Origin of the sequence: Leptospira fletcheri (assembly GCF_004769195.1) — a bacterium.
GTDB lineage: Bacteria > Spirochaetota > Leptospiria > Leptospirales > Leptospiraceae > Leptospira_B > Leptospira_B fletcheri.
The window spans coordinates 20379-44419 of sequence record NZ_RQET01000008.1 but is presented as its reverse complement, the minus strand read 5'-3'; the positions used below and the strand labels follow the sequence as shown (position 1 = coordinate 44419).

The following is a 24041-nucleotide window of genomic DNA, read 5'->3' as shown; positions in this document are numbered from 1 at the left end:
CCGGCTTTCGGACTTTTTGAAAGAACGGGGGCTTACATCATGCCGCCCATTCCTCCCATACCGCCCATTCCTCCCATCGGAGGAGCGCCGCCGTCTTTTTCCGGTTTTTCGGTGATCGTGACTTCGGTAGTCAGGATCATGGAACCGATGGAAGCAGCGTTTTGGAGAGCGGAACGAACCACTTTTGCGGGGTCTACCACTCCGGCTTGGAGAAGGTCTTCCCAAACCATGGTCAACGCGTTAAAGCCTTCGTTTCCTTTTTTGCTTTTGGCTTGCTCTACGATCACGGAGCCTTCCAAACCGGCGTTGGAAGTGATCATTCGGATCGGCTCTTCCAAAGCGCGGAAGATGATCTTAGCGCCGGTAGCTTCGTCTCCTTCGAGCTTCAGGGCTCCTACCGCCTCTTGTGCTTTTAGGAGGGTCAGACCGCCTCCGGGAACGATCCCTTCTTCCACAGCCGCGCGGGTTGCGGAAAGAGCGTCTTCCACACGGGTTTTCTTTTCCTTCATCTCGACTTCGGTAGCGGCTCCTACGTGGATTACCGCGACTCCTCCGGCGAGTTTCGCCAGACGTTCCTGGAGTTTTTCGCGGTCGTACTCGGAAGTGGTGTCTTCGATCTGTTTTTTGATCTGACCTACACGACCTTGGATATCTTTGGAAGCGCCTTGTCCTTCGATGATCGTGGTGTTTTCCTTATCCACGACCACTTTTTTCGCACGGCCGAGTTGTTGGACGGTAGCGTTTTCCAACTTCATTCCGAGGTCTTCGGAAACTACTTGTCCGCCGGTCAGGATTGCTATGTCTTCCAGCATCGCCTTACGACGATCGCCGAATCCGGGAGCTTTGACCGCAACACAGGAAATGGTTTTACGGAGAGTGTTTACCACGATCGTAGCCAGAGCTTCGCCTTCCACTTCTTCCGCGATGATGACCAGAGGTCTTCCCGCTTGAGCGACTTTTTCCAGAACGGGTAGAAGATCTCTCATGGAAGCGATCTTTTTATCGTAGATTAGAATATAAGGATCGTTTAAAGTAGCTACCATCGCTTCCGGATCGGTCACCATGTAAGGGGAAACGTATCCGCGATCGAATTGCATCCCTTCCACCACGTCCAGCGTGGTCTCGATGGATTTCGCTTCCTCGACGGTGATTACTCCGTCTTTTCCGACCTTGTCCATAGCGTCCGCGATCAGATTTCCGATTTCCTTATCGTTGTTTGCGGAAATCGTCGCAACGTTCGCGATATCCTTTTTGTTTTCGATCTTAACGGAACGTTTTTTGATGCTTTCCACGGCGGAAGCGACTGCTTTGTCGATTCCGTGTTTGAGAGCCATGGGATTCGCACCCGCGGTCACGTTTTTCAATCCTTCGTTGATGATGGATTGAGCCAGGATCGTAGCGGTGGTCGTTCCGTCTCCTGCGACGTCGTTGGTTTTGGTGGAAACTTCCTTAACCATCTGGGCGCCCATGTTTTCGATGGAATCTTCCAGTTCGATTTCCTTAGCTACCGTTACACCGTCTTTCGTGATGGTAGGGGATCCGAATTTTTTGTCGATTACCACGTTTCGGCCTTTGGGACCCAGGGTAACTTTTACTGCATTCGCAAGTTTGTTGACTCCCTCTAGGAGTTTCCTTCTCGCTGTTTCGTCGTATTCAATAACTTTAGCCATTTTGATTTCCCTCCTGAGGAATTACTTCTTAACGATGGCGAGGATATCGCTCTCGCGGATGATCAGATATTCTTTTCCATCGGATTTGATCTCGGTTCCGGAATATTTTCCGTAAAGCACCACGTCTCCGGATTTCACTTCCAGAGGAACGAGCTTACCGTCTTCATAACGTCCGCTTCCGACCTCGACCACTTTTCCTTCTTGGGGTTTTTCTTTCGCGGTATCGGGGACGAAGATGCTACCGATTTTTTCTTCGGCTTCCTGTTTCGGCTCGACCAATACGCGGTCGCCTAATGGTTGAATCGCCATAGACTTTTCTCCTTTGAGATTTAAAATAATTCCTTAGCACTTTCTTGGATAGAGTGCTGGGGGTTCCGGTTCAGGAAAAATCCGTAGGGAAAGGTTGTCAAGCACTTTGATCGGGAGAGTGCTAATTTTTGTCAATCTGGCACAAATCGGCCCGGAATCTTTCATTTCCTCCGTTTCAAAAAACCGGGATTTGCGGAATTTTTAGGGAAATTCCCGATCGTAAAAGAGGAAGAAAGAGGATCGATTTAAGGTTGCGGGGTCGGGTCTTGGAGTGGTATGATGTGGACGGAGGAGTTCATGTCGGAAGAAATACAATACAATACGCTCGGGGAATTTTGGCCGTTTTACCTGCGAGAGCATTCCAACAAATTCAATCGCTTTCTGCATTTTGTCGGAACGTCCATCGCATTGGCGTGGATCCTTTCCTCCATCGTATTTTTAAACGCTTGGTATCTGTTAGGTGCCTTGTTCAGCGGTTATCTATTCGCATGGATCGGCCATTTCTTCGTGGAAAAAAATCGCCCGGCCACGTTCACCTATCCGGTGAAATCCTTTTTAAGCGATTGGAGAATGTTTTTCTACACCATTACCGGCCAATTGGGAAAAGAACTCCAAAAAGCTGGGGTGAAGTAGTTTCCTTTGAAAGCCTGCCTTTCATGATGCGAAACCTTTCACTTTCCTAGTGCGTCGTTCGGAGCACCACCGGACGACGCCCTTGTTTCGGAAACGGGACGAGCTCAGGCACCTACCGCGATCACGGTTACGAGTTTTTCTTTGCCTTTGACTTGAACGGGGGGCAAGGTCTCTCCGGTAAAATTTGCTCCGGCGAGTTTCCAAGTCTCTTCCGAAACTAAAAACTCCTTTCCGAAATTCTTCGTAAGCGATTCGATTCTGGAAGCGGTGTTGACCGCGTCTCCGATAACCGTAAATTCCGCTCTTTTGCTGGTTTCGATATTGCCGGAAAATACTTCTCCCGTATGGATTCCGATTCCTATGCTTAAGGGAGGAAATCCCTCCGAGACTCTTTGGTCGTTGAATTTTCCGAGTCTCTCCAGCATCCTTTTTCCGCAATGCAATGCTCGGATGGCGTCGGACGCGGGATCCTCCGAGGGATAAGGAGTTCCGAACGTAGCCATGACTGCGTCACCTATGTACTTGTCCAGGGTCCCCCCGAATTCAAAGACGCATTCCGTCAGAATTTCCCGGATCGAAGAGAGAAATTTTCCTAATTCTAAAGGATCCATATTTTCGGAAAGCGCCGTAAAATTACGGATGTCCGTAAACAGGATGGTCGCCGTCTGCCTTCTTCCCGCGAGCACCTCAGGATTGGACATCATTTCTTTTACCATTCCCGGAGAAAAATATCGGGAGAGAAGCCCTCGCTGTGCTTCCGCTTCCCCGATCCGACGGATCATGATCAGGGTACGAAGGATCCCGAAACAGAAAAAGAACGCTAGGACAAGGTAGATGAGCGGCCTTCCTGCCAGGGCATCTCCTAAAAGTAGATTCGGTCCCATCACGTAATCCAGCCAATCATGAGCGTACGTGATTTTTCCTAGAAGTTGAGCGTATATAAAGAAACCGAAATAGAAGAGATAATACAGTACTACGCTTAACAATACCAATCTAAGTCTGAATTGGACTAGAGAGAAAGCCAGGGGAAAATAAAAATAACTTTGGAGGGGGTTTTTGAGCGCAAAGCCCAAGTTGTCCGGACTCGCCAAATAGGTATAGGAAATCAGAACGGCCGAGATGATGGCAAAATCGGCAAAGAGAGAGATGTAAGAATACGCTGAAACGGCCCATTTGGGACAGGTCCGGATTACGATCGTATGTCCGACCGTGACCAACGCAAATAGTCCGATGCCGATTCCGTTGATCCACGGATCTCCCGTATGGAGATTTGCCAATATTTGAAATCCGAAAAACGCCAACAGCAGGTAGCGGAATCCGTTGGAGACGTAAGCGCCGATCAACTCTTCGTTTTCGATGACCCGGCGAGTGGATTCGTTCATTCGCGCCCGGTTCGTGTTTTCTAATATTCTGCATAGGAATTTAGGTAAATATTCGGGAAAAGGCATGGTAAGATCTTAGACTCGCACCGGAACCGATCAATTCTTTATCTTTCATGGAAAATTAAGATTCTCCGCAAAATTAATGTGTCGACGCGAGATCCTTTGCAGACTGCCCTTTAACGTAAATCGGAGAATATATGGATCATCGGGTTGCGATCGTTGCGGGAGGAACAGGTCTGGTTGGAGGGCATCTTTTGAAGGAGCTTTTGCTGGACCCGGATTGGGAAAAAGTATACGCTTTTACGAGGCGACCTCTGTCCCTGTCTCATTCGAAATTGGAAATCGTTCAGGTGGATTGGGATAGATTGCCCGATTTTCCGCCGGGTGTAACGGACGCTTTTGCGGCTCTTGGCACCACTATGAAACGGGCTAAAACTAAGGAGAATTTCCGTAAAACGGATTACGAATATACTCTTTCTTTCGCAAAGGCGGCGAAAGCGTCGGGGGTGTCGCATTTTTCCCTGGTCAGTTCCCTCGGGGCAGATCAGCATTCATTGGTATTTTATAATAAAGTAAAGGGAGAAGTCGAGGAGGCGGTGGTCGATTTAAAATTTCCCTATTGTGGAATTTTTAGGCCCTCCCTTTTGGAAGGGGACCGATCCGAATTCCGGTTCGGCGAAAAGATCGGATCTTTCTTGGCGCTTTTCATCAATCCTCTTCTCATCGGACCCGCACGGAAATATAGGTCGATTCAAGCTAGTACGGTGGCAAAAGCCATGGTGAACGCGGTCTGGGCAGGCCAAAAAGGAACTTACAGGATGGAATCGGATCGGATCCAGGAATTGGGCGCTTCTTCCGTCCGCCCGAATATTCCGGATCTTTTAAAGAAAATCAGCTAAAATATAAAAAAAGCCGCCTAAAATAAGGCGGCTTTTCCCGGGAATTTCCCGATTTTCTACAAACGATTATTTAGATCCGGAAAGAGCTTTTTTCAGAGCTTCTTCAGCAGCAATCGCTTGTTTTTGCAATTCTTCCGGGTTCGAATGAACGATCGGAGAAAGTCCTGGAGTTCCTGGAACGCCGAGAACACCGACAGTTGCAACGAAAGATCCTTTTACTTCACCTGGTTTGTAGGTGGTGAACGCGATTCTGTAAAGACCGCGAACTAAAAGTTTTTTCGTATCGATATTTTTCAGCTCATCCAAACTTTTGGGGATGGTTGGAATGGTGATTCTAGTCAAAGAGTTGTACTTAGCGTGACGCTCTTCGTGGTACGTATCATCACCGTCGTCATCGTCTTTGAGTTTTTGAACGGCAGGTTTTTTGGAAGCTGCGTCGATTTGGTCAGGCATAATCGCAGCCATACGCTCTACACGGATCCAAGTGTCGAACCAGTTCGGCATATTTTTTTCTTCCGGAGTGGCAGCTTTGAAGCTATCGCTTACGATATCGTGAGCGCCGGGCTCTCCGATTTCACCGGTCGGGGAAATCATACGCACGCCGATTTCAGCGACTGCAGCAGGAACCCAAACGTATAGGTAATACGCTTTTTTCTTTCCATCTACAATACCGTCGCTTTGTTGGCCCGGTTTGATGAATCCCCAGTAGTTTACGGTTTCGGAATACCCGAGGGTTGGCTTCGGAGCCGCAACTCCTGGAACGGACGGTGCGCTAATTCCCAAACCGGTATCAGGTAAGGGGATAGAGCTTTTAAGTGTAGGCAATCCGCCGGAACAAGCTACTAAACTTGCGATCATTGCGGAGCCTATAAGAATCGAAGACTTTTTCATTCGGGAGACTCTCCTTGTTATGGATTGCTCACACTAAGGAACCGTTTTCTTTTTGTAAATAGAATTAATAAATTTTTCTTTCCCGGTTTTTGGCGTCGCAAAAAAGGTTGGTCGGATCCAGAAAATAAAAAATTGAACGGTCTGTCGCTTTAAACGTTACATGTGTTTTTTTGAAAAAGGAAAAGAAGAGGCGTTTGCTTTTGATTCCGGAATTCTCTTTCGGAATCAAAAAAAGGAAGAAAATACGGGAAAGATCGGATCGGAAATTCGTTTTAACGCGATTTCGGATTTTTTATCTGTGCGAGATCCAGTTCCAGAACCAATCCCAGAGGTCCAGGAGCCAGGCCCAGAACCTTCCTAGGATCCCGGTATAAGAATAGCGTTTTAAAAGTTTTTTCACTCTTTCCTGTTCTTCTAAGGAAAACGGTAGGCGTACGTTATTTTCTTCGGCTTCTATCAGGACTCGTTCTTTCTTGCTTTGCACGTCTACGATGCGGACGTCCACATATTCCCAGCCTAGGGACTTGACGCATTCCAAGCGTCTTTCTCCCGAAACCAGTTTGTTATCTAAATCGATAATGATTGGGTGCAAAAGACCGAGGGTCTGGATTGAATTGCGAAGGCTTTGGAGTTCCCCCAAATCTTTACGAATTCGGTTTTTTACCTTGATATCGGAAACCCGAATTTTCATCTCAGAAAACCTTTTTCGCCGTGCTGAAATCCTACAAACCAATTTCACGGAAAGGCGGCTAAATTTAAATCAAAGCGGAAACTTGGCCTGAGTATGGGGGCGGATTCACTTGACAGTGTTGGGTTCCGGAGGTTTTTAGTTTTATGGCGGGATTATAAATCCCTTCGCCAAGATAGAATAACTAGGAATTAAACCGAATGTCCCTGAAAGACTTTATCTTTACTTCGGAATCGGTCTCGGAAGGCCACCCGGACAAGGTTTGCGATCAAATTTCAGACGCGATTTTGGACGCGTATCTGGCCCAGGACCCAAAATCTAGGGTCGCCTGCGAATCTTTGGTGACTACTAATCTCGTCGTGGTTGCGGGAGAAGTGACTAGCAAAGGCAAGGTAGACGCCGCCGAACTTGCAAGAGGCGTGATCCGCGATATAGGTTATACGGATATTTCCATGGGTTTCGATGCGGATTTCGCAGTCGTTTCCACTCACATCCACGCCCAAAGTCCTGATATTTCCCAAGGAGTTACGGAAGGAGAAGGATTGTTCAAGGAGCAGGGAGCGGGCGACCAAGGTTTGATGTTCGGCTTCGCCATCGACGAGACGCCGGAACTGATGCCCATGCCCATTTATTATTCCCACGAACTGGTCAAATTTCTTGCCCGACTGAGACACGATAAAAAACTGAGCTGGCTCCGCCCGGATGCCAAGTCCCAGGTAACCGTGGAATACAAGGACGGCAAGCCGGTGAGAGTGGATACCGTGGTAATTTCCACCCAACACACTCCCGAAGTGGCTCATAAAAAAATCGAAGAATCGGTCATCGAAGAGTGCATTAAAAAAGTGATTCCGGGAAATTTCCTGAAAGATACGAAATTCTTCATCAATCCGACTGGACAATTCATCATCGGCGGACCGCACGGTGATACGGGACTGACCGGAAGAAAGATCATTGTAGACACGTACGGCGGTTATGGCCGCCACGGAGGAGGAGCCTTCTCCGGAAAGGATCCTTCCAAAGTCGACCGATCTGCGGCATATATGGGAAGATACATCGCTAAAAACGTGGTCGCAGCGGGACTCGCTTCTCAGTGCGAAGTGCAATTGGCGTATGCGATCGGGGTTGCAGAACCTGTTTCCGTCCATGTGGACACGTTCGGAACCGGAAAATTATCCGAGGCGGAAATCGTAAAACGGATCCGTGCGAATTTCAAGTTAACTCCAAGAGGAATCACCGATTCCTTGAAGCTACTGGAACCGGGAAGAAAATACCGTGAGACTGCCGCTTATGGCCACTTCGGAAGAAGCGGAGAGACGTTTACGTGGGAAAAAACGGATAAAGCAGAGGCATTGAAAGGCTGATGGGTGCACCTTCTGTTTCCACTTCTGACCAAAAAGCAACCCGTGACGGTTACGGCGACGCTCTTCATGAATTAGGAGCAGAGCGGAAGGACATCGTGGTTTTGGATGCGGATTTGTCCGGATCCACGAAAACGAATAAATTCGCCAAATCCTACCCGGATCGATTTTTCAACGTGGGAGTTGCGGAGCAAAACCTAGTCGGACATGCGGCCGGACTGGCTCTAGCCGGCTACGTGCCTTTTGCTTCCTCTTTTGCAATGTTCCTTTCGGGGAGAGCCTGGGAAGTGGTACGGAACAGCGTAGTGTATCCGTTTTTGAACGTGAAATTAGTGGCATCCCATGGGGGTGTGACGGTGGGGGAGGACGGCGCTTCCCACCAGTGCATCGAGGATTTTGCCACGATGCGCGTGATTCCGGAAATGGTCGTAATCTGCCCCTCGGATTATAACGAAACCAAGCAGATCATCAAAACGATCGCCGAGTACAAAGGCCCTGTGTATGTTCGGGTGGGAAGACCTAATGTTCCCGTAATCCAGAGAGAGAATTACAAATTCGAAATCGGCAAAGCCGAGGTCATGCAGGAAGGGAAGGACGTCCTAATCATCGCAAACGGAGTTTTGGTGAACGAAGCGATGATCGCCGTAAAAGAGCTGGAATCCCGTCAGATGCACGCCACCTTATTGAACATGGCTACGATCAAACCCATTGATAAGGAAGCCATTCTGAAATACGCGAAACTTTGCGGATGCGTCGTGACTTGCGAAGAGCATAACGTAGTGGGCGGCTTAGGATCCGCGGTCAGCGAATTTCTTTCCGAAGAATACCCTGTTCGAGTCTTGAAACTCGGTATGAAGGATACATTCGGAAAATCCGGTACCTGGTCCGGACTTCTGGATTATTTCGGCCTAAGGGCAAAAAACATAGTAGAACTGGCAGAGAAAGCGATCCGGCTAAAATAGCCTTCCAGAGCGGAAATCAGAGGAATCTTTTCGAAATACTGCTTTAGGGAAGATCGAGAATGTCCCAAACACCCGTTATCGAAGAGACTAGAGTCGAGGATCCCTTAAAAACGGGAGGACCTTGGAAAGTAGTTCTCTGGGACGACGACGAACATACGTACGACTATGTGATCGAAATGCTGATGGAAGTCTGCGTCATGACTATGGAGCAGGCCTTTCATCATGCCGTGGAAGTGGATACGCAAAAGAAAACAGTGGTGTATTCCGGAGAATTCGAACATGCGGAGCATATCCAGGAATTGATTTTGGAATACGGACCGGATCCTAGAATGGCGGTGTCCAAGGGCTCGATGAGCGCCACTCTGGAAAAATCCTAAGAAAGGATGTTGCTCCGGAAAAAAGGAAGGAAGTCGACGAAAAACGAATTCTCCGCCGACAGAAAGGTGAGAGAATCAGCCTTTTCTCTTGACGATGATCTTTCTTTCGATCTCGAAGATTTTTTCCGGCAATTTTTCCTTACCGTGTTTCTTCTTATCGTTTTCCTTTAGGAAAAGTTCTTCTCCGAATTTCTCGAACGCATCGTTTGCCTTGATGTTTTTCAATCCGATGAATTGGATATGCACTTCTCCGGCCGGAATTCCGAAATCGGTTCCGCGATCCTTCACGGCAAGCACTCTGGAAATTGCGGTCACCGTATCTCCGCTGAAGGAAGGTTGGGTATGGTATCCTTCCGTAAATCCCAGATCCCAAAGAACGTTTTCGGTGGTATCGCGGGACGCAAGACCGCATAACCAAGCGAATACGAGTCCTCCATAAACTACGGGTTCGCCGCCCATCGGTCCGGAAATTCCGGCGGAATACAGTTTGTCGTAATGGAGAGGGTGGGTGTTCCCGACCCGGTACGTCCAAGGGAAGTGTTCGTCGGTGATGGTTCTTCCGTTCTGGTGGACGTAGATTTGTCCCGCTTCGAAATTTTCGAAGGTAGTGTCCGACCAAGTCGCGGTTTCGAACCCTTTCGGAAATTTCAGGTTCGGGAGTTCGATTTTCGGACTGTCCGTCTCGGGAAAGAACGCTTCTTTGACTACCGGCTTCGGAGTTCCTTTCGGTTTTCCATTGGATTGGTAGATCATGATCTTTCTTTCATATTGCAGAACCAACTCTCGGTTTTGGTTCAGGCAAATCGTGCGAACATGAACGATCCCTGGTTTATCCGGACCTTTGTCGTCCACTTTTAGCACTTTGGTTTTGGCGGATAACGTATCGCCGGGGTATACAGGTTTCAGAAATTGGACGTCATAGTATCCTAGATTCGCCAACGCTTTTTCGGAATCGTTTTGGACTCCCAAAGAGAGAGCTACGTTGAATACCATCAAAGGAGAAACCAGTAGGTCTTTAAATCCGTGAGCTTGGGCATAAGGAGCGGAAAGAAAAAGAGGATTCGCTTCCATAAAAGTGGTGGCGAACTCTTGGGCAAATGCCCTGTCTATGGTCAATTCCCTTGGGTGTTCGAAAATCGCGCCTTCCGTAAATTCTTCTAGATAACGTCCGTAAATCCCCTTTTTGACCTTACCGGTATCCACCGGAGTTTTCGGTGCAAGTTCCGCAAAGGGGTTTGTTGGGATTTGTGCCATGGAGCTCCTGCCTTTTTCCTTTAGTTTCTCCTAGGATTTTCCTTCGGGCCCCTCGGAAAAGGCTTTTTCAATTGTCTCCTCGGAAATAGCCGTCCAGAGATTCCCGCGAACCGTATCTGAGCTCCGTGTCCAGGATTTCCATTTTAGGTAACTGTGGATTCGTGTCCTTTTCCCCGAACATATGATTCCATGTGTTTACGAACAGGACGGGACGAAGGTTACGGAATTCCATTCTTGTAGGCTTTAATACGGAATCGTAGTGCCGGACCGGATCGCTTCGGAAAACTTGATCGTTAGAGTAGACGTTCTTCAAGTCGATTTCTTCCAAGTCTCCGTTCGCCTTCCACCTCACGAGTACGGATTCTATGTCCATGGTTCGACCGTACTTGAATTTTCTATAAATCCGATAGATCTTGTCCTTCCAAACATTCGGATGCGATTCGTCCCGAAATACGTACGAGATCCTCAGTTCGAAACCTTGGGGCGTTATGTCCGCTTTGCAATACGTAGCTAAGAGATCGTTGCCCGCGCGGATATCTTCTTCGGGTTGGACCAGGACGGGGAGGTTGTTACTTTGGCATGCTCCTTCTGAAACGGGAAATACCGGTAGGCTTGTCTCCGTGCAATCGTATTGCGATCCGAAGGCGAGGATCAATAGAAGTAGGAGTGGTCGTCGATTCATCGCTTCGATTTCCAGTCGGAATTGGAATGCATCTCGCTCTACTTGTCAAGAGATCCGCAAAAATGAGTGCGGCTTTTTACCGTTTCGGGAAATCTGTTCCCGATGGACAGACCCCTTCCTTTTCAAGAGTTTCCGAATGTGCCCTTGCGGGAGTTAGCCGATACCATTCGAGAAGAGGTGTCTCGGATTCGGGGAAAAGTATCCGATTTGTTGGCCCAAAAATCTCCCCGCTATGAAACCTTGGTTTCTCCCTTAAACGATCTTTTGCAAGAACTCCATCTGGACTTTACCGCATTGTCCCATTTGAATAGCGTAAAGAACGACGAAGAATCCAAAAAGAATTATTCCGAACTCCTTCCGGTAGTTACCGAATTTTACTCCGATCTGGGTCAAAACGAGGCATTGCATGAAGCCTATATGCAAATCTACGAGAAGGAAAAAAACGTACTGAGCCAACCTAGAAAGAAGGTCCTCGAAGACGGCATCCTTCATTTCAAGTTAGGCGGGGTAGGCCTTCCGGAGGACAAAAAGAAACGGTTGCAGGAGATCCAGCTGAGTCTATCCGATCTGGACAATCGATTTTCTCAGAATCTTTTGGACGCGACGAACGAATACGAATTGAAGATAGGGTCCGAGGATGATGTGCGGGAAATCCCGGAATCGGATAAGGAATTGTACAGAAATCCGGACGGGACCTACACGTTTACGCTGCAATATCCTAGCTATATCTCTTATATGACCTACGGCTCCAATCGGGAAAAAAGAAAGGATCTCTACAAAGCGTACGTCACTAGGGCTCCGCAAAACGGAAAGTTGATCGAGGAAATCCTAGCGCTCCGAGACGAGGAGGCGAAACTTCTAGGATATTCCGATTACGCGGAATATTCCCTCGCAACGAAGGTCGCGGAATCCCCGCGCAAGGTTCTGGATTTTCTGGAGGATTTGGGGAAAAAATCCAAGCCCTTTGCCGAGCGGGAATTTCGGGAATTGTCCGAATTCGCTGATACGTTAGGGATAAACGACCTTCAAGCCTTCGATATGGCGTACGTTTCCGAAAAATTAAAGAAGCGCCTCTTCGATTTCGACGAAGAGGAGACGAGACCCTATTTGGAAAAATCTAGGGTCATAAACGGGGCCTTTTCCTTTTTTCGCAAATTATTCGGCTTCGATTTCGAAAGAGTAGAGGCCGCCGTTTGGGATCCGAAGGTCGAAGTGTACTCCTTAAAAATCGGATCGGAAATCGTCGCCAGAATTTATCTGGATCTGGAAGCGAGAAAGGGCAAACAAGGCGGCGCCTGGATGAATCATTGGGCCACTCGCAATCGTCTTTCCGAGGGGGTCGTTTTGCCTTCCGCCTTCGTGGTCTGCAATTTTCCTCCTTCCAAGGACGATTCTCCTTCCCTGTTGAAACACGGAGACGTGGTGACTTTCTTCCACGAAATGGGTCACACTCTGCATCACATTTGCGCGAAAGTAGAGGAGCCTCCGGTTAGCGGGATTAACGGAGTGGAGTGGGATGCGGTGGAATTCCCTTCTCAGTTTCTGGAAAACTTCGCGTATGAACCGGAAGTTCTCCGCTTCTTTGCCGTTCATTACAAGACCGATCGGGAAATGCCGAAGAGCTTGGTCGAAAAACTGAAAGCGACCAAGAATTTCCTAGCGGGTCTCGGGGTCGTTCGGCAATTGGAATTCGGGATCTTCGATATGAGAATCCATTCCGGAAAATATTCGGAAGAGGAAGTGCAGAAAATCCTGGATCAGGTCAGGACAGAGGTCGGAGTTTTACGACCGCCGGTCTATAACAAATTTCAAAACGGTTTTTCCCATATTTTCTCCGGAGGATATGCGGCAGGGTATTACAGCTACAAATGGGCGGAACTCCTAGCTGCGGACGCGTTTTTCTCCTTTTTGGACAAAGGGATTTTTGATTCGAGTTTGGCCGCCGATTACAAAAGGGAGATTCTGGAAAAGGGCGGTTCGGAAAACGCGATGACTCTCTTCCATAAATTTTTAGGGAGGGAGCCCGAACCGGAGGCTCTGCTTAAATTGTATGACTTAACTGCTTGAAAGAATGGGATTCCGTTTCCAGGAATTTCCGGTTGCGGATCGATTGATAGAAAACGGAAAGTTTAGGAAAGATTCTTCCGAAAGTTTTGGAGCAACTGCTCCGTTCCCGAAAGAAGCAATTCGATCTGATCCAAATCTATATTATAAACCACGCTCGTTTTCAAAGAATCTTTGAAAGCGCCTGCGTCGATTTTTTTCTGATCGTAGCTATCCTTAAGGAAATTGTACCAACCTGCCAGGATCACTTTTAAGTGAGGAAGTTCTTTAATGGGGACGGAAATGACTTTCTCTGCTTCCATAAGGCCTCTCGAAGGTTAATTTTAGAACGACGAGAGTCAACCAGATTTTTTGAAAACGAATCCGATCGGAATTTTATATGCAAAATGTCTTTCGGATTCGGATCGCAGTGCACAAAACAAAAGGTTCACGGGTTTTCGAAGAATCTACTTTTTGCTTCTGCGTAACGCTCTCATGATCGTCGTTCTTGCTTTTTCGACCTTTGCCGGTCCCGGCAGAGAATTCATCATTTCCAGATACTGCTTCAATCCTGGCAGGTTTTCTACCGGACAGGGAGAGAGCCATTCGCTCACATTATCGATCACGAGAGGAAGGGTCGCAAATGCGGCACAGTCGGCGGCAGTCATTTCCGATCCCGCGATAAACGGAGAAAACCTGACGATTCTTGCCAAGGCTGCAGTTCCCCGTTCCATTTCGCGTTTTGCCTCCAGGATAGTCTCTTCCGGAACGGGCTTCCGTTGTAATCCGGGAGTATAGATTTTTCTCGCAGGTAGGTCGATGTAATTCTCGATAATGACGATCATCGAACGCACGAAGGCCGCTTCGAAAGGATCCTTCGGAAACAGTTTCTTGGATTCCGGAAAAGAGTCCTCGATCCATTGTATGATGGGACCGGATTCGAACAGGTACCTTCCATCCGATTCTAGAAACGGAATTTTTCCCATAGGACTCTTTTGTAAAAACTCCTCGTCTTGGGAATACGGGATTCGGATTTCTTCGAAATCCAAACCTTTTTCGAGTAAGAAGAGTTTCACCTTATTGGAGTAATTGCTGATGGGGTATCCGTACAGTCGTATCATACGCGATCGGATCCTTCCCTTTAAAACCGATTCGTAAAGTCTTTTTCCACCGTGATCGGATCGCTCGTTCCGTTAATTTTTATTCTTTCCCTATCCGTTGATTTCGCATAGTATTGCCCTCGCCTCCGGATAGATCCGGAGCGAAACGTTTAGGAGGCGGAAATCATGAAAAAAACGGCCGTAGTGACCGGGGCAAGCGCCGGGATCGGTTATGAAATCGCGAAATTAGCTGCGTCCGACGGTTATGACCTGATCCTTGTCGCTCGGAATTCCAAGGCTTTGACCAAAGTCAAGAAAGAGCTGGAGAGTATGGGCGCTCAGGCGGACATATTGGTTATGGATCTGTCCGATCCCAAGTCTCCGAAGAAGATTTACGAATTCGCCAGGAAAAAGAAAGCGATTGTGGATCTGCTCGTCAATAATGCGGGCTTCGGAACGAACGGCCGCTTCGATAAACTGGACTTGGAAGAGGAACTTTCCCTTATCCAAGTGAATGTGGTTTCTCTCGTGGCTCTTACCCATCTTTTTTTGAGGGATATGATAGATAGACATTCCGGAAAAATACTGAACGTTGCTTCCACAGCCGCGTTTCAACCCGGGCCGATGATGTCGGATTATTACGCGAGCAAGGCGTACGTTCTCTCGTTTTCCGAAGGAATTTCTGAAGAGTTGAAAAAGGAAGGCGTGACGGTTACTTGCCTTTGTCCGGGGCCGACCAAAACGGAGTTCTTTAAAAAAGCGGAAATGGATTCCTCCAAAATTCTAAACCACGTCCCGATGAGCGATCCGAAAGAGGTCGCGAGACTCGGATACGAAGGAGTGAAATTCGGAAAGGTCGTCGTCATTTCCGGTTTGGCGAACAAGGTTCTGGCCCAGTCCGTAAGAATTTCTCCGAGATTTTTGATCCGAAAGATCTCCAAATTCCTGAACGCAGCCAAGTAAAAAGGAATGCATCGTCCGACAGGAGGGCAAATGGGAGAATCTTTGATCGATGCGGCAGTGCCGTTTTTCCTGATTCTGATTCTTGTCGAGTCGTTTGTAGGGAAAAAAAGAAAGGTCTACAGATGGAACGATACGATCACGGATTTGGGAACCGGAATCCTTTTTTCCCTCACCGGAGTCTTCGTGACCGTAGCTGCTCTGTGGGTATACGAAGTCACCCGCACTCATTTTTCTCTCCAGAGTCTTTTCGGCGTTCCGGAAATACCGACAGGTTCTCCGTTTCACAAAGGTGCTAACGGTTGGGAATTCCTGCCTAAGGAGGCTTTTTCCTGGCTGATCGTCCTTCTCGCGGTGGATTTCATTTATTATTGGTTCCACCGGGCCACCCATGAAATCCATTTCCTTTGGGCCTGTCACGTTACTCATCATTCTAGCGAGGAATTCAATCTGTCCGTTGCCCTAAGGCAGTGTAGTTTTCAGAGGATCTTCGAATACGCTTTCAATCTACCTCTGGCGCTCGCGGGTGTTCCCTGGTGGATGTTTTTGGTCTGCCACGGAATCCTGAAAATCTATCAGTTTTGGGTGCATACTCGATTGATCGGAAAACTCGGATGGATGGAAAAATACCTGCTCACTCCTTCGCATCACCGGGTCCATCACGGAAAGGATCCGGAATATCTGGACAGGAATCATGGCGGGATTCTGATACTTTGGGACAAGTGGTTCGGCACTTTCGCTGAGGAAAAACAGGAACCGAATTACGGACTCACGACTCAATTGGGGACGTTCGATCCGATCTCCGCGAATCTACACGTCTATGCGGAGCTCTGGCGATTGACGGGACAAGCAGCTTCATGGAAGGATAAGATATTCGTACTATTCAAAAAACCGGATTGGAGACCGGATTCTATGGGGGGCCCGAGGAAGATCCCGCAAGTAAATCGGGAAACATTACGAAAATTTGATCCTCCTCTTTCGAAGTGGAGAAAGATCTACTCGATCCTTCAGTTCGTTTTGTCCGCGATTGCGGCGGTTATCCTCCTCAAGTTATTCAAACAGGATGCGATTTCAGCGGAATATTTTTCGGTAGTCGGTGCCTGGATCATTTTTTCTTTTTATTGCATCGGCCTTCTTTTGGAAGGGCGTAAGAACGCCTTAGCATGGGAAGGCGTCCGTCTGCTTTCCGTTCCTTTCCTTTTGGGATATTTTTTATTCCGCTCCGGAATTCTTTTCCGAGTTTAGTTCGTGTTTAAAACTAAATAGATTCCGATATTAACCGCTTCGAATCCGAATCGGAGGAAAGGCAACGACTTGCCTTGGAAGAGGGGAGCGAAAATACTTGGCCCGGTAGGGGACATTCCCCCGATCTAATCCAAGGAGACAAACCTCTTGCAATCTAAATTACAATTCGATCTTCCCGAAGAACTATTACAACTTCGAGATTTAGTCCGGGACGTAGTGCGTAAGGAAGTGGTTCCGAACCGCATGCATTATGATGAAAACAACGAATACCCGAAAGCGATTCTGCAGAAATTCAAAGAAGCCGGTTTGTACCAGGCCTTATTCGACGAAGAGCATGGCGGTCTTGGCTATGGAATGATGGGCGGAATCGTTCTTGCGGAAGAGGTGTCCTGGGGGTGCTTGGGTGTGAATACCGCTTTTACTTCCACGAAATTGGGAGCTCTTCCCATCGATGTCGGCGGTACGAAAGCCCAAAAAGACAAATGGCTTCCTCTTCTGGCCAGCGGAGAAAAGACCGCGGCTTTCGGTCTATCCGAGCCGAATGCAGGGTCGGACGTTCCGGCGATGGCCACCGTCGCGGTAAAAAAAGGGGACAGGTACATTCTAAACGGCACAAAGCAATGGATCAGCAGCGCCGGACAAGCGGACATCTATACGGTATTCGCGATGACGGACAAGGAAAGAGGGCCGAGGGGAATTTCCTGCTTCATCATCGAGAAAGGAACCAAAGGATTTTCTTTCGGTAAGAAAGAGGACAAACTCGGAATCCGTTGCTCCGAGACGAGACAGCTCATCATGGAAGATTGCGAAGTTCCCGAAGAGAACCTGCTGGGTGGAAAGGAAAACCAAGGATTCCTACACGCATTCAAGACTCTGATCCTTTCCCGTCCGGCGGTGGCGGCAGGCGCCGTGGGAGTCATGCAAGGAGCGTTCGACGCGGCCGTGGATTATGCCCGTCAGAGGGAACAATTCGGAACAACCATCGCTTCGTTTCAGGCAATCCAGCACATGCTCGCGGACATGGCGATCAAGATAGAAGGCTCCCGTTTGTTGACGTACCGCGCGGGCGTTTATGCGGAAACCATGCATAAGGACGCCGCAAAATTTTCCGCTATGGCAAAATGTTACGCTTCCGATTCTGCGGTTCAAGTGGCTTCGGACGCGGTGCAAATTTTCGGGGGATACGGTTATACCAAGGAGTATCCGGTGGAAAAATACTACCGTGACGCCAAAATCCTGCAAATCTACGAAGGAACCAGCCAGATCCAGAGAAACGAAATCGCGGCCGGTTTGATTAAAGAAGCTGCATCCAAAACGAAAAAATGATAATCTGAATTTGGATGGAGGCGGATCGGAGGAAACCGGTCCGCTTTTGCGCCGTCGGAGATAGTGTGAAAGGAATTTATAATAAGGGAAAACTAGGGAAAGGTCGTTCGTACTTTTTCTTTCTCTACTTCGTTCTTTTTCTCCACTCCGGCCCCAGTTTCGCTTTCGATACGGACAAAATTCCTACGGAAGGACTCTCTCTCGGCGGACAGGCGGAATTTTGGGTAGACTCCGGAGGGCAGACGGGCTTTGCGGAAGTTCTGAAAAAAAAGGACGATTTCAAACCGGTACTTTCTCCCTATTTCGGTTACGGCTCCTCCGTTTATTGGTTCCGAATCCGGCCGGAAAATGAAACGAGTTTTCCGGTCCCATGGGTTTTGGAAATCCAGTATCCGTATCTGGATCGGATCGAACTCTACAGGAGTTCCTCCGGATCGAATCCGATCTACAGCGCCGGGGATTCCGTTCCTTTTCGCGAACGCCCATTGTTTTATAGAAATCCCAGTTTTCCTTTGGAAATTTCCGGTCGTTCCCAGGACGTGATTTTTATCCGAGTCCAGACCACGAGTGCGATGAATTTTACCGCTCTGGCCTATAAGCGAGAGGACTTCTTTGCCAAGGCCAACTCGGAACAGATCCTGGAAGGTCTGTATTTCGGAGCGATCTTGGTCCTAGTCTTCTACAATTTGTTTCTCTTTTTATCCACGAAAGAGCGAGTTTACTTTTCGTTTTCGTGTTATGTAGGCGCGGGAATCTTTTTGCAATGGATCCTGCACGGTTACGGTTTCCAGTATCTTTGGCCGGAAGCTACGGTTTGGGCGAGCAGATGCATCGCACCTCTCGGTCTTTTGTCCATCGCGGCTGCCGCCGATTTTGGAAGAAGATATTTCGATGCCCGCTCTAAAAATCCCAGGATCCATGTTCTGGTTTTAGGTCTGATCTTTTTTTCCTTAGCTTCCGCTTTCGTGAGCGCTTTGTTGCCGGTTCGATTCGGGATGGCGTTGTATTTCCCCGTCGTTTTTTTCGGACTGGTTTGTCTGATTCTACTCGGAATCCAGAGCTTACCCCGGAATTTGAGGTCGACTTCCTTTTTCCTAGGTGCCTGGCTGGTCCTGCTTTTCGGAATCTTTTTATACGGTTTGAGATTTTCCGGATTTCTTTCGCGCACGGTTTGGGTTGCGACTTGGGGAATCGAATTGGGTTCCTTGCTTCACGTACTACTCATCGGCATGTCTTTGGCGGATCGGGTCAACGAACTTTCGAAAGATCTAACGAACCGGGTAGATGAATTGGATGCTGCGAAACATTCCATTGAGCAGTCCGAAATGAGGTTCCGGAATCTTTTCGAGGGAGCCCAGGAATTGCTCCTCACTCTGGACAAGGACGGTAGGGTTCGGGATGCGAATCGGACCTTATCTCGACTGACGGGATACAGGCCTTCCGAGATACAGGGAAAGAGCTTCTTGGATTTGATTTATTCCCCGGAAGGACCGGACGGGTCGTTAAACATTTATTTGGCGAAGGAAAAGTTGGAGGAACACCTCAAACTGCGGAAGACGGTGGATTTTCACTCGGAGTTCAGCCAAAAATACGTGATGGAACCGAGACCCGTCAAGATCCGTTTGCAATCCTTCGATACGGAAGGGGAAAGAATGGTCTTGGGAAAGGTATCCGAAATTTCGGAGGATATTCTTTCCCGATTTCTGCAAAGCGAAAGCATGCATTTTACAGTGAATAATTATCTTAGAAACGCGGACATTCTCAGCAGGCAATTGACTTCCAACCTGGGTCAGTTTACCGGATCCGAAGTCGTTACCGTCGTGCGGACCTGTCTCCGGGAGGTGCTGATCAATGCGATCGAGCACGGAAACTTAGGGATCAGTTTCGATGAGAAGACGGATGCGATCAAAGCCGGGAATTATATGGAGTTCATCCAAAAAAGACAGAAGGAGATATTTTACGGCTCCAGATCCGTAAAGGTGGCCTATTCCTTAAATTCGAACAGAATCGGATTCGAAATATACGATGAAGGAGACGGCTTCGATTTTAAGAAAGTTCTGAATATGGACGGCGAAAAGCTGAACCAAGAGAGCTATACCCACGGACGGGGAATCATGATGACTCGCAGAGTGTTCGACGTCGTCAAATTCAACGAAAAAGGGAACAGGGTCCTGCTCATCAAATATCTACAAAAACCCTTAAAATACAAACGGGAACCTTCTTCCTTCGACATTTAAGACATATCCCCGGAACGCCGGCAGATGTTGGTTTTCGGTTTTTCGAAAAGCAGTTGACTGGGTTTTCGTTTTCGGAAAAAATCCAACCCCTACTTGACGGACGGTTTTTTTATGATGTATCGGACTATTTTAGGAAGTTTGATTTTATGTCTGCCCTTTCAATTGTTCGGGTGGGAACTCGCGAAAGAAAAGAACGGCGTGACCGTTCATACCAGAAACGTCGAGGGCTCGGAGTTGAAGGAGTTCCGGGGTAAAACGAAAGTGAAGGCGAGCTTAAATTCAGTACTCGCACTTCTGGAAGATAACGCCGCTTATACAACCTGGCTCAAGGATTGCAAAAAGTCTGAAGCGATCCGGACCTTGAATTCCAAGGAGAAATACATATATATTTGGAACGGCGTGCCCTGGCCTCTGGACGATCGGGATTTTGTGGTGCATTCCGTTTTTTCCCAAGACAAGACCACCGGAGCCGTCACGTATACGATGAGGCCCGCCGAAAATGTTTTACCGGAAAAGAAAGGACTCGTGAGGGGAAAGATCAAAGGGTATTGGAAATTTTCCCCTAAAGGAGACGAAGTCGAGGTAACCTACCAGGTTCATAGCGAGCCGGGAGGAAGCATTCCTTCCTCGATCGCGAATTTTGTGGTAGTGGACATCCCCTATGAAACTCTCCGAAAAATGAAAGAAAAGTTGGAGGAGCCGAAATATAAGAACGCAGCTCCTTCTCCCTTGCTCGCGGAAAATCCAGCAGTCCACTGAGGGCTTATTTTATGCGGAATCGCGGTTTGCGGAGATTGATCCTAGCTTCAAAGTCTGTAGTTGACTCCAAAAAAAATTCCGCCGTAGGCCGACTGCATATCCAGTTTGCGGGAATACTGCTGGGATAGGAGTATATTCTGCTGGTTGGCGGATTCGGTCAAAGGGGAAACCCTGCCGTCCTGTCTAATATAAACACTTGACGTACTTCCGTTAAACGAACCATCAAAGGAAGCTATATTGATCCAGGATAGAAAGACTCCCGCGCTCAAGGTCACATGGTTCGTCACAGGAGTGGAGACGGACCCTTCCAGGCGGAATTCTATACCCGAACCGCTCAAGTTTCCGTTCTGGATGTAATAATCTTTTCCGTTCGTGGCATATCCTCCGGACACCCAGAGAGCCTTGGTATAGCCTCCTCCGAATCCGGCCTCCCAGTTTAAATACCGATTGATTCTTCCGTCCTGCCAGACCATAGCCAGCAAATATAGGCTTTCCATACCGAAATGTAATTTCGTATAGAACGGATCTCCGGTAATATTCGTGAGTCCGAAGTTCTGAAAATAATGAAAGCCTCCGATGACCCCGACTTTGAAATTTCCCGAAAATCGATTCCGGATCAGGATTTCTCCCTGGGTCATGGTCCTTTCGTTTCTCACCTTCGTTACCGTAAACACAGTCGGATCCAAGGAAGAGGTGAATCCTCCTAGATTGTGGTCGAATCGATCCATTCCCCGGATGCCCGCTCCGAACCTCGCTCCGAATTCCCATTTGTCTTCCGCAGGAGAGACTCTTTCCTGAGGAAGTTCCTTAAATTTCGGAATCGAGGCGTCTTCCGCGAAAATTAGGGTCGGAAATAGGAGTAAGCCGCTAAAAAGGGTTCGGAATCTTTTGGGAAGTCGCGTATAAGGCATTTCGGATCCAAAAAGGAGTGGTTGTTTGGCTCTGTTCGGGAAATCTTTGATCGAACCCGGCACACGATCACCGTTTTTCGGGGGCTTCCATTCTAAAAGTCTTTATTTGTAAGGAAACGCCGCAGGGATGACCGCTATCAAACTTTTTCCCTTTCTGGACTTGGACCTACTCAAGCCGTACTTTTACTTCCTTTTGTTCATCGGTTTTTATCTGACAATTCGGCTGAAGTTTCCCCAAGTTCGGTTTTTGTTTCTCGCGATAAAAATTTTTTCCGGAAACATGGATTACAAAGGGTCCAGAGGACGGCTGATTCATTCTCAGGCTTTTTTTGCGGGGACGGGTTCTTCCCTTTTGCCGGGAGCTGTATTGGGCTCCGCGCTTTCTTTGATCTTGGCCGGCCCGGGTGTGTTACTTTGGATCTGGCTTTCCACATTCTTAGTAATGCCGTTGCGTTTCGTATCTTCCACTCTCGCCATCCGGTTCCGGATTCGTCTGGAGAGCGGAAGGTATCTTTCCGGTCCCATGTATTTTATCGAAAAAGCCCTACGCGCGAGGTGGTTGGCCATCGCTTTTTCCCTGGCCGGACTACTGACGGTACTGGCCATGGGCGGGGCCATGCCTATATTAGGAGTTTCTTATTTAACTCAAAAAGGATTCGATATCCAGGGAATGACGATCCCTGCTTTGGTCAGCGTCGTCGTAGTGTTCGTAGTATTGGGCGGAATCCGACGGATCGGAAGGGTCTCCGGTTATCTCGCTCCGATCGGATTACTTTGTTTTTTTCTAGGCTACTTTCTACTATTCAGCGGACAGCTTTCCGGCTTCCTTCCGTTTTTGAACGTGGTAATTGCGGACGCCGCAAATCCGATCTCCCTTTTGTTCGGGGGGACGTATTCTTTGGTTCGGATTTTCAGCACGGGGACCGGAATGTTCTTCTTGTCTACGGAAACCGGAATCGGAAAGAGCGCCGGAGTTGCGGGAGTGGTGCGTACCGATCAGGCGGCAAAACAAGGGTTGGTCAGTATGCTGGCCACTTTTTTCGAAGGGTTTATCATCGCCACTTTGGTCATCTACGCGCTTTATTCCTTCGGAGTTAAGGACACGGAAGGAATCCTTTCCTTCGTTCGGATCGTAGTTTCCGGGCCGGCCGATCCCGCGCATATCCTGTTCATTTCCTCCTTTTTGCTCTTCGGTGTGGTGGCCATTTCCGGTTGGTTCTATACCGGCGAACAGAATGCGAGGTACATATTCGGGGAGAAATTCGCGAACGCGTACCGGATCCTTTTCATTGTGGCGATCCTCGGATCCGCTTATGCCTATTTGAAATTCGGAGAGGAATTCCTTCTCCAGGTGTTCGGAATCGGATTCTCCTTGGCCTTGATCACGGGTGTTCCGGTTCTCATCAGTCTCGTCCTTTTGGTAAAGGTGGCACAAACGGAATTGCGTAAATTCCTGGAGGGCGGAGCGCATTACGAAATCTTTAAGGACTTCTACCTTTTACTCCTCTCCATCCTTCCGAAAAATCTGGTTTCCCTGCTTTTCGGATTGTTGGCCGCTCTGAGATTACCCCGATTCATCATGATTCCGATCCTGAAGGCATTCGCGAAAGCGTACAAGATCAACTTGGACGAGGCAGCTTTGCATATCAGCGAATACAATTCCCTGAACCAATTCTTTACTAGAGCGTTGAAAGCGGGAGCGAGAATCATCGACTCGGAGGAGAACGCGCTCGTTTCCCCCGTCGACGCGAAGATCACCGGATTCGGAGATATAGACGATAAGGTGATTCTACAGGCAAAAGGCGTGGATTTCAGTCTCAAGGAATTGATCGGCGGGGAAAAATACCTCTCCCGTTTCCAGAACGGGAAATACATTACGTTTTATTTATCCCCCCAGGATTATCACCGGATCCATTCCCCGGCTTACGGTCGCATTCTGGGATACTACTACGAGCCCGGGAAATTATTTCCGGTAAACGAACTGGCCGTTTTCGGGATCCGAGGTCTTTTTCCGAAGAACGAACGCCTGATCACCTTCCTGCAAACCGAATACGGCTTGGTGGCCGTCATTAAGGTGGGAGCTTCCAACGTGGGTCGGATCAGAGTCACGTATGACAAAAAAATCGTCACGAATACTCTGATTCGAACCCCCAAAGAGGAGGATTACAAGGACGTATCCATCATGATCGATAAAGGCGCGGAACTGGGAAGGTTCGAAATGGGCTCGACGGTGATCCTGATCTTCGAAAGGGATACGTTCGATTTTTCGGAACTTGCGATCAATGAAAAGATCACGTACGGAACGACGGTGGGTCATTTTAGAAAAAAACTGATCCAATTGCCGAGGTAAATCCG

General features: G+C 48.3%; 22 protein-coding genes. 12 read left to right on the top strand and 10 right to left on the bottom strand.

Annotated features, from left to right (window positions below; genetic code table 11):
• Positions 1 to 32: 32 nt before the first annotated feature.
• Both groL and groES read right to left on the bottom strand, forming a co-directional pair.
• Positions 33 to 1670: a chaperonin GroEL gene (groL, locus tag EHO60_RS11050; protein ID WP_135768260.1), complete on the bottom strand. Its 1638-nt coding sequence runs from the start codon at positions 1668 to 1670 to the stop codon at positions 33 to 35.
• Between the two features lie 21 nt (positions 1671 to 1691).
• Complete coding sequence (gene groES / locus EHO60_RS11045) at positions 1692 to 1979, bottom strand: co-chaperone GroES (RefSeq protein ID WP_135768259.1); 288 nt, start codon at positions 1977 to 1979, stop codon at positions 1692 to 1694.
• Positions 1980 to 2276: 297 nt separating this feature from the next.
• On the opposite strand from groES, the gene EHO60_RS11040 reads away from it, so the two are divergent.
• Entirely contained in the window at positions 2277 to 2612 is a 336-nt protein-coding gene (locus EHO60_RS11040; protein ID WP_135768258.1) for an Mpo1-like protein, read from the top strand.
• Positions 2613 to 2716: 104 nt separating this feature from the next.
• Here EHO60_RS11040 and EHO60_RS11035 read toward each other — a convergent pair whose 3' ends face one another.
• Positions 2717 to 3994 (bottom strand): adenylate/guanylate cyclase domain-containing protein, encoded by a 1278-nt coding sequence (locus EHO60_RS11035; protein WP_246028274.1) that lies wholly within the window; start codon positions 3992 to 3994, stop codon positions 2717 to 2719.
• 197 nt (positions 3995 to 4191) lie between these two features.
• On the opposite strand from EHO60_RS11035, the gene EHO60_RS11030 reads away from it, so the two are divergent.
• Entirely contained in the window at positions 4192 to 4893 is a 702-nt protein-coding gene (locus EHO60_RS11030) for an oxidoreductase (RefSeq protein WP_135768256.1), read from the top strand.
• Positions 4894 to 4959: 66 nt separating this feature from the next.
• On the opposite strand, the gene lipL32 is transcribed toward EHO60_RS11030, so the two are convergent.
• Both lipL32 and EHO60_RS11020 read right to left on the bottom strand, forming a co-directional pair.
• The gene (gene lipL32, locus EHO60_RS11025; RefSeq protein WP_135768255.1) at positions 4960 to 5784 is read right to left on the bottom strand and encodes a major surface lipoprotein LipL32; all 825 of its coding nucleotides are present in this window, start codon (positions 5782 to 5784) and stop codon (positions 4960 to 4962) included.
• Between the two features lie 292 nt (positions 5785 to 6076).
• On the bottom strand, positions 6077 to 6475 hold the full coding sequence (locus tag EHO60_RS11020; RefSeq protein WP_135768254.1) for a ParB N-terminal domain-containing protein: 399 nt from the start codon (positions 6473 to 6475) through the stop codon (positions 6077 to 6079).
• Between the two features lie 197 nt (positions 6476 to 6672).
• Between EHO60_RS11020 and metK the strand changes: the two genes are divergently transcribed.
• From metK to EHO60_RS11005, 3 genes are read left to right on the top strand one after another with little or no spacing between them, the layout of a single operon-like run.
• Complete coding sequence (metK, locus tag EHO60_RS11015) at positions 6673 to 7833, top strand: methionine adenosyltransferase (protein WP_135768253.1); 1161 nt, start codon at positions 6673 to 6675, stop codon at positions 7831 to 7833.
• Positions 7833 to 8792, top strand: coding sequence for a transketolase family protein (locus EHO60_RS11010; protein ID WP_135768252.1), 960 nt, complete (start codon positions 7833 to 7835; stop codon positions 8790 to 8792). Before metK ends, EHO60_RS11010 begins: the two co-directional genes overlap by 1 nt.
• A 59-nt stretch (positions 8793 to 8851) precedes the next feature.
• Entirely contained in the window at positions 8852 to 9169 is a 318-nt protein-coding gene (locus tag EHO60_RS11005) for an ATP-dependent Clp protease adaptor ClpS (protein WP_135768251.1), read from the top strand.
• 75 nt (positions 9170 to 9244) lie between these two features.
• Here the strand turns inward: EHO60_RS11005 and EHO60_RS11000 are convergent, their stop codons facing one another.
• Positions 9245 to 10423, bottom strand: a complete 1179-nt coding sequence (locus EHO60_RS11000; RefSeq protein ID WP_135768250.1) for a MaoC family dehydratase — start codon at positions 10421 to 10423, stop codon at positions 9245 to 9247.
• Between the two features lie 67 nt (positions 10424 to 10490).
• Positions 10491 to 11105, bottom strand: coding sequence for a surface adhesion protein Lsa23 (gene lsa23, locus EHO60_RS10995; protein WP_135768249.1), 615 nt, complete (start codon positions 11103 to 11105; stop codon positions 10491 to 10493).
• 102 nt (positions 11106 to 11207) lie between these two features.
• On the opposite strand from lsa23, the gene EHO60_RS10990 reads away from it, so the two are divergent.
• Entirely contained in the window at positions 11208 to 13172 is a 1965-nt protein-coding gene (locus tag EHO60_RS10990; protein WP_135768248.1) for a M3 family metallopeptidase, read from the top strand.
• 62 nt (positions 13173 to 13234) lie between these two features.
• On the opposite strand, the gene EHO60_RS10985 is transcribed toward EHO60_RS10990, so the two are convergent.
• On the bottom strand, positions 13235 to 13471 hold the full coding sequence (locus EHO60_RS10985; RefSeq protein ID WP_135768247.1) for a hypothetical protein: 237 nt from the start codon (positions 13469 to 13471) through the stop codon (positions 13235 to 13237).
• Between the two features lie 144 nt (positions 13472 to 13615).
• The gene (locus EHO60_RS10980; RefSeq protein WP_135768246.1) at positions 13616 to 14269 is read right to left on the bottom strand and encodes a glutathione S-transferase family protein; all 654 of its coding nucleotides are present in this window, start codon (positions 14267 to 14269) and stop codon (positions 13616 to 13618) included.
• Between the two features lie 165 nt (positions 14270 to 14434).
• Here EHO60_RS10980 and EHO60_RS10975 point away from each other — a divergent pair, with 165 nt between their 5' ends.
• The 5 genes from EHO60_RS10975 to EHO60_RS10955 all read left to right on the top strand — a co-directional run bounded on the left by EHO60_RS10975 (position 14435) and on the right by EHO60_RS10955 (position 20775).
• The gene (locus EHO60_RS10975) at positions 14435 to 15211 is read left to right on the top strand and encodes an SDR family NAD(P)-dependent oxidoreductase (protein ID WP_135768245.1); all 777 of its coding nucleotides are present in this window, start codon (positions 14435 to 14437) and stop codon (positions 15209 to 15211) included.
• A gap of 30 nt (positions 15212 to 15241) precedes the next feature.
• A complete protein-coding gene (locus EHO60_RS10970) occupies positions 15242 to 16453 on the top strand; it encodes a sterol desaturase family protein (protein ID WP_135768450.1) in 1212 nt (403 codons plus the stop codon).
• Positions 16454 to 16600: 147 nt separating this feature from the next.
• A complete protein-coding gene (locus tag EHO60_RS10965) occupies positions 16601 to 17779 on the top strand; it encodes an acyl-CoA dehydrogenase family protein (protein ID WP_135768244.1) in 1179 nt (392 codons plus the stop codon).
• A 65-nt stretch (positions 17780 to 17844) separates the two neighbouring features.
• Entirely contained in the window at positions 17845 to 20016 is a 2172-nt protein-coding gene (locus EHO60_RS10960) for a 7TM diverse intracellular signaling domain-containing protein (RefSeq protein WP_246028273.1), read from the top strand.
• A gap of 111 nt (positions 20017 to 20127) precedes the next feature.
• Complete coding sequence (locus EHO60_RS10955; RefSeq protein ID WP_210409359.1) at positions 20128 to 20775, top strand: START domain-containing protein; 648 nt, start codon at positions 20128 to 20130, stop codon at positions 20773 to 20775.
• A gap of 47 nt (positions 20776 to 20822) precedes the next feature.
• Here the strand turns inward: EHO60_RS10955 and EHO60_RS10950 are convergent, their stop codons facing one another.
• Positions 20823 to 21686, bottom strand: a complete 864-nt coding sequence (locus EHO60_RS10950) for an LIC_11366 family protein (RefSeq protein WP_246028272.1) — start codon at positions 21684 to 21686, stop codon at positions 20823 to 20825.
• 127 nt (positions 21687 to 21813) lie between these two features.
• Between EHO60_RS10950 and asd the strand changes: the two genes are divergently transcribed.
• Positions 21814 to 24036 (top strand): archaetidylserine decarboxylase, encoded by a 2223-nt coding sequence (gene asd / locus EHO60_RS10945; protein ID WP_135768241.1) that lies wholly within the window; start codon positions 21814 to 21816, stop codon positions 24034 to 24036.
• Positions 24037 to 24041: the final 5 nt, after the last annotated feature.

Coding starts and splice junctions, on each gene's coding strand:
- groL (WP_135768260.1), bottom strand. CDS start 1,670: ATGGCTAAAGTTATTGAATACGACGAAACAGCGAGAAGGAAACTCCTA.
- groES (WP_135768259.1), bottom strand. CDS start 1,979: ATGGCGATTCAACCATTAGGCGACCGCGTATTGGTCGAGCCGAAACAG.
- EHO60_RS11040 (WP_135768258.1), top strand. CDS start 2,277: ATGTCGGAAGAAATACAATACAATACGCTCGGGGAATTTTGGCCGTTT.
- EHO60_RS11035 (WP_246028274.1), bottom strand. CDS start 3,994: ATGAACGAATCCACTCGCCGGGTCATCGAAAACGAAGAGTTGATCGGC.
- EHO60_RS11030 (WP_135768256.1), top strand. CDS start 4,192: ATGGATCATCGGGTTGCGATCGTTGCGGGAGGAACAGGTCTGGTTGGA.
- lipL32 (WP_135768255.1), bottom strand. CDS start 5,784: ATGAAAAAGTCTTCGATTCTTATAGGCTCCGCAATGATCGCAAGTTTA.
- EHO60_RS11020 (WP_135768254.1), bottom strand. CDS start 6,475: ATGAAAATTCGGGTTTCCGATATCAAGGTAAAAAACCGAATTCGTAAA.
- metK (WP_135768253.1), top strand. CDS start 6,673: ATGTCCCTGAAAGACTTTATCTTTACTTCGGAATCGGTCTCGGAAGGC.
- EHO60_RS11010 (WP_135768252.1), top strand. CDS start 7,833: ATGGGTGCACCTTCTGTTTCCACTTCTGACCAAAAAGCAACCCGTGAC.
- EHO60_RS11005 (WP_135768251.1), top strand. CDS start 8,852: ATGTCCCAAACACCCGTTATCGAAGAGACTAGAGTCGAGGATCCCTTA.
- EHO60_RS11000 (WP_135768250.1), bottom strand. CDS start 10,423: ATGGCACAAATCCCAACAAACCCCTTTGCGGAACTTGCACCGAAAACT.
- lsa23 (WP_135768249.1), bottom strand. CDS start 11,105: ATGAATCGACGACCACTCCTACTTCTATTGATCCTCGCCTTCGGATCG.
- EHO60_RS10990 (WP_135768248.1), top strand. CDS start 11,208: ATGGACAGACCCCTTCCTTTTCAAGAGTTTCCGAATGTGCCCTTGCGG.
- EHO60_RS10985 (WP_135768247.1), bottom strand. CDS start 13,471: ATGGAAGCAGAGAAAGTCATTTCCGTCCCCATTAAAGAACTTCCTCAC.
- EHO60_RS10980 (WP_135768246.1), bottom strand. CDS start 14,269: ATGATACGACTGTACGGATACCCCATCAGCAATTACTCCAATAAGGTG.
- EHO60_RS10975 (WP_135768245.1), top strand. CDS start 14,435: ATGAAAAAAACGGCCGTAGTGACCGGGGCAAGCGCCGGGATCGGTTAT.
- EHO60_RS10970 (WP_135768450.1), top strand. CDS start 15,242: ATGGGAGAATCTTTGATCGATGCGGCAGTGCCGTTTTTCCTGATTCTG.
- EHO60_RS10955 (WP_210409359.1), top strand. CDS start 20,128: ATGATGTATCGGACTATTTTAGGAAGTTTGATTTTATGTCTGCCCTTT.
- EHO60_RS10950 (WP_246028272.1), bottom strand. CDS start 21,686: ATGCCTTATACGCGACTTCCCAAAAGATTCCGAACCCTTTTTAGCGGC.
- asd (WP_135768241.1), top strand. CDS start 21,814: ATGACCGCTATCAAACTTTTTCCCTTTCTGGACTTGGACCTACTCAAG.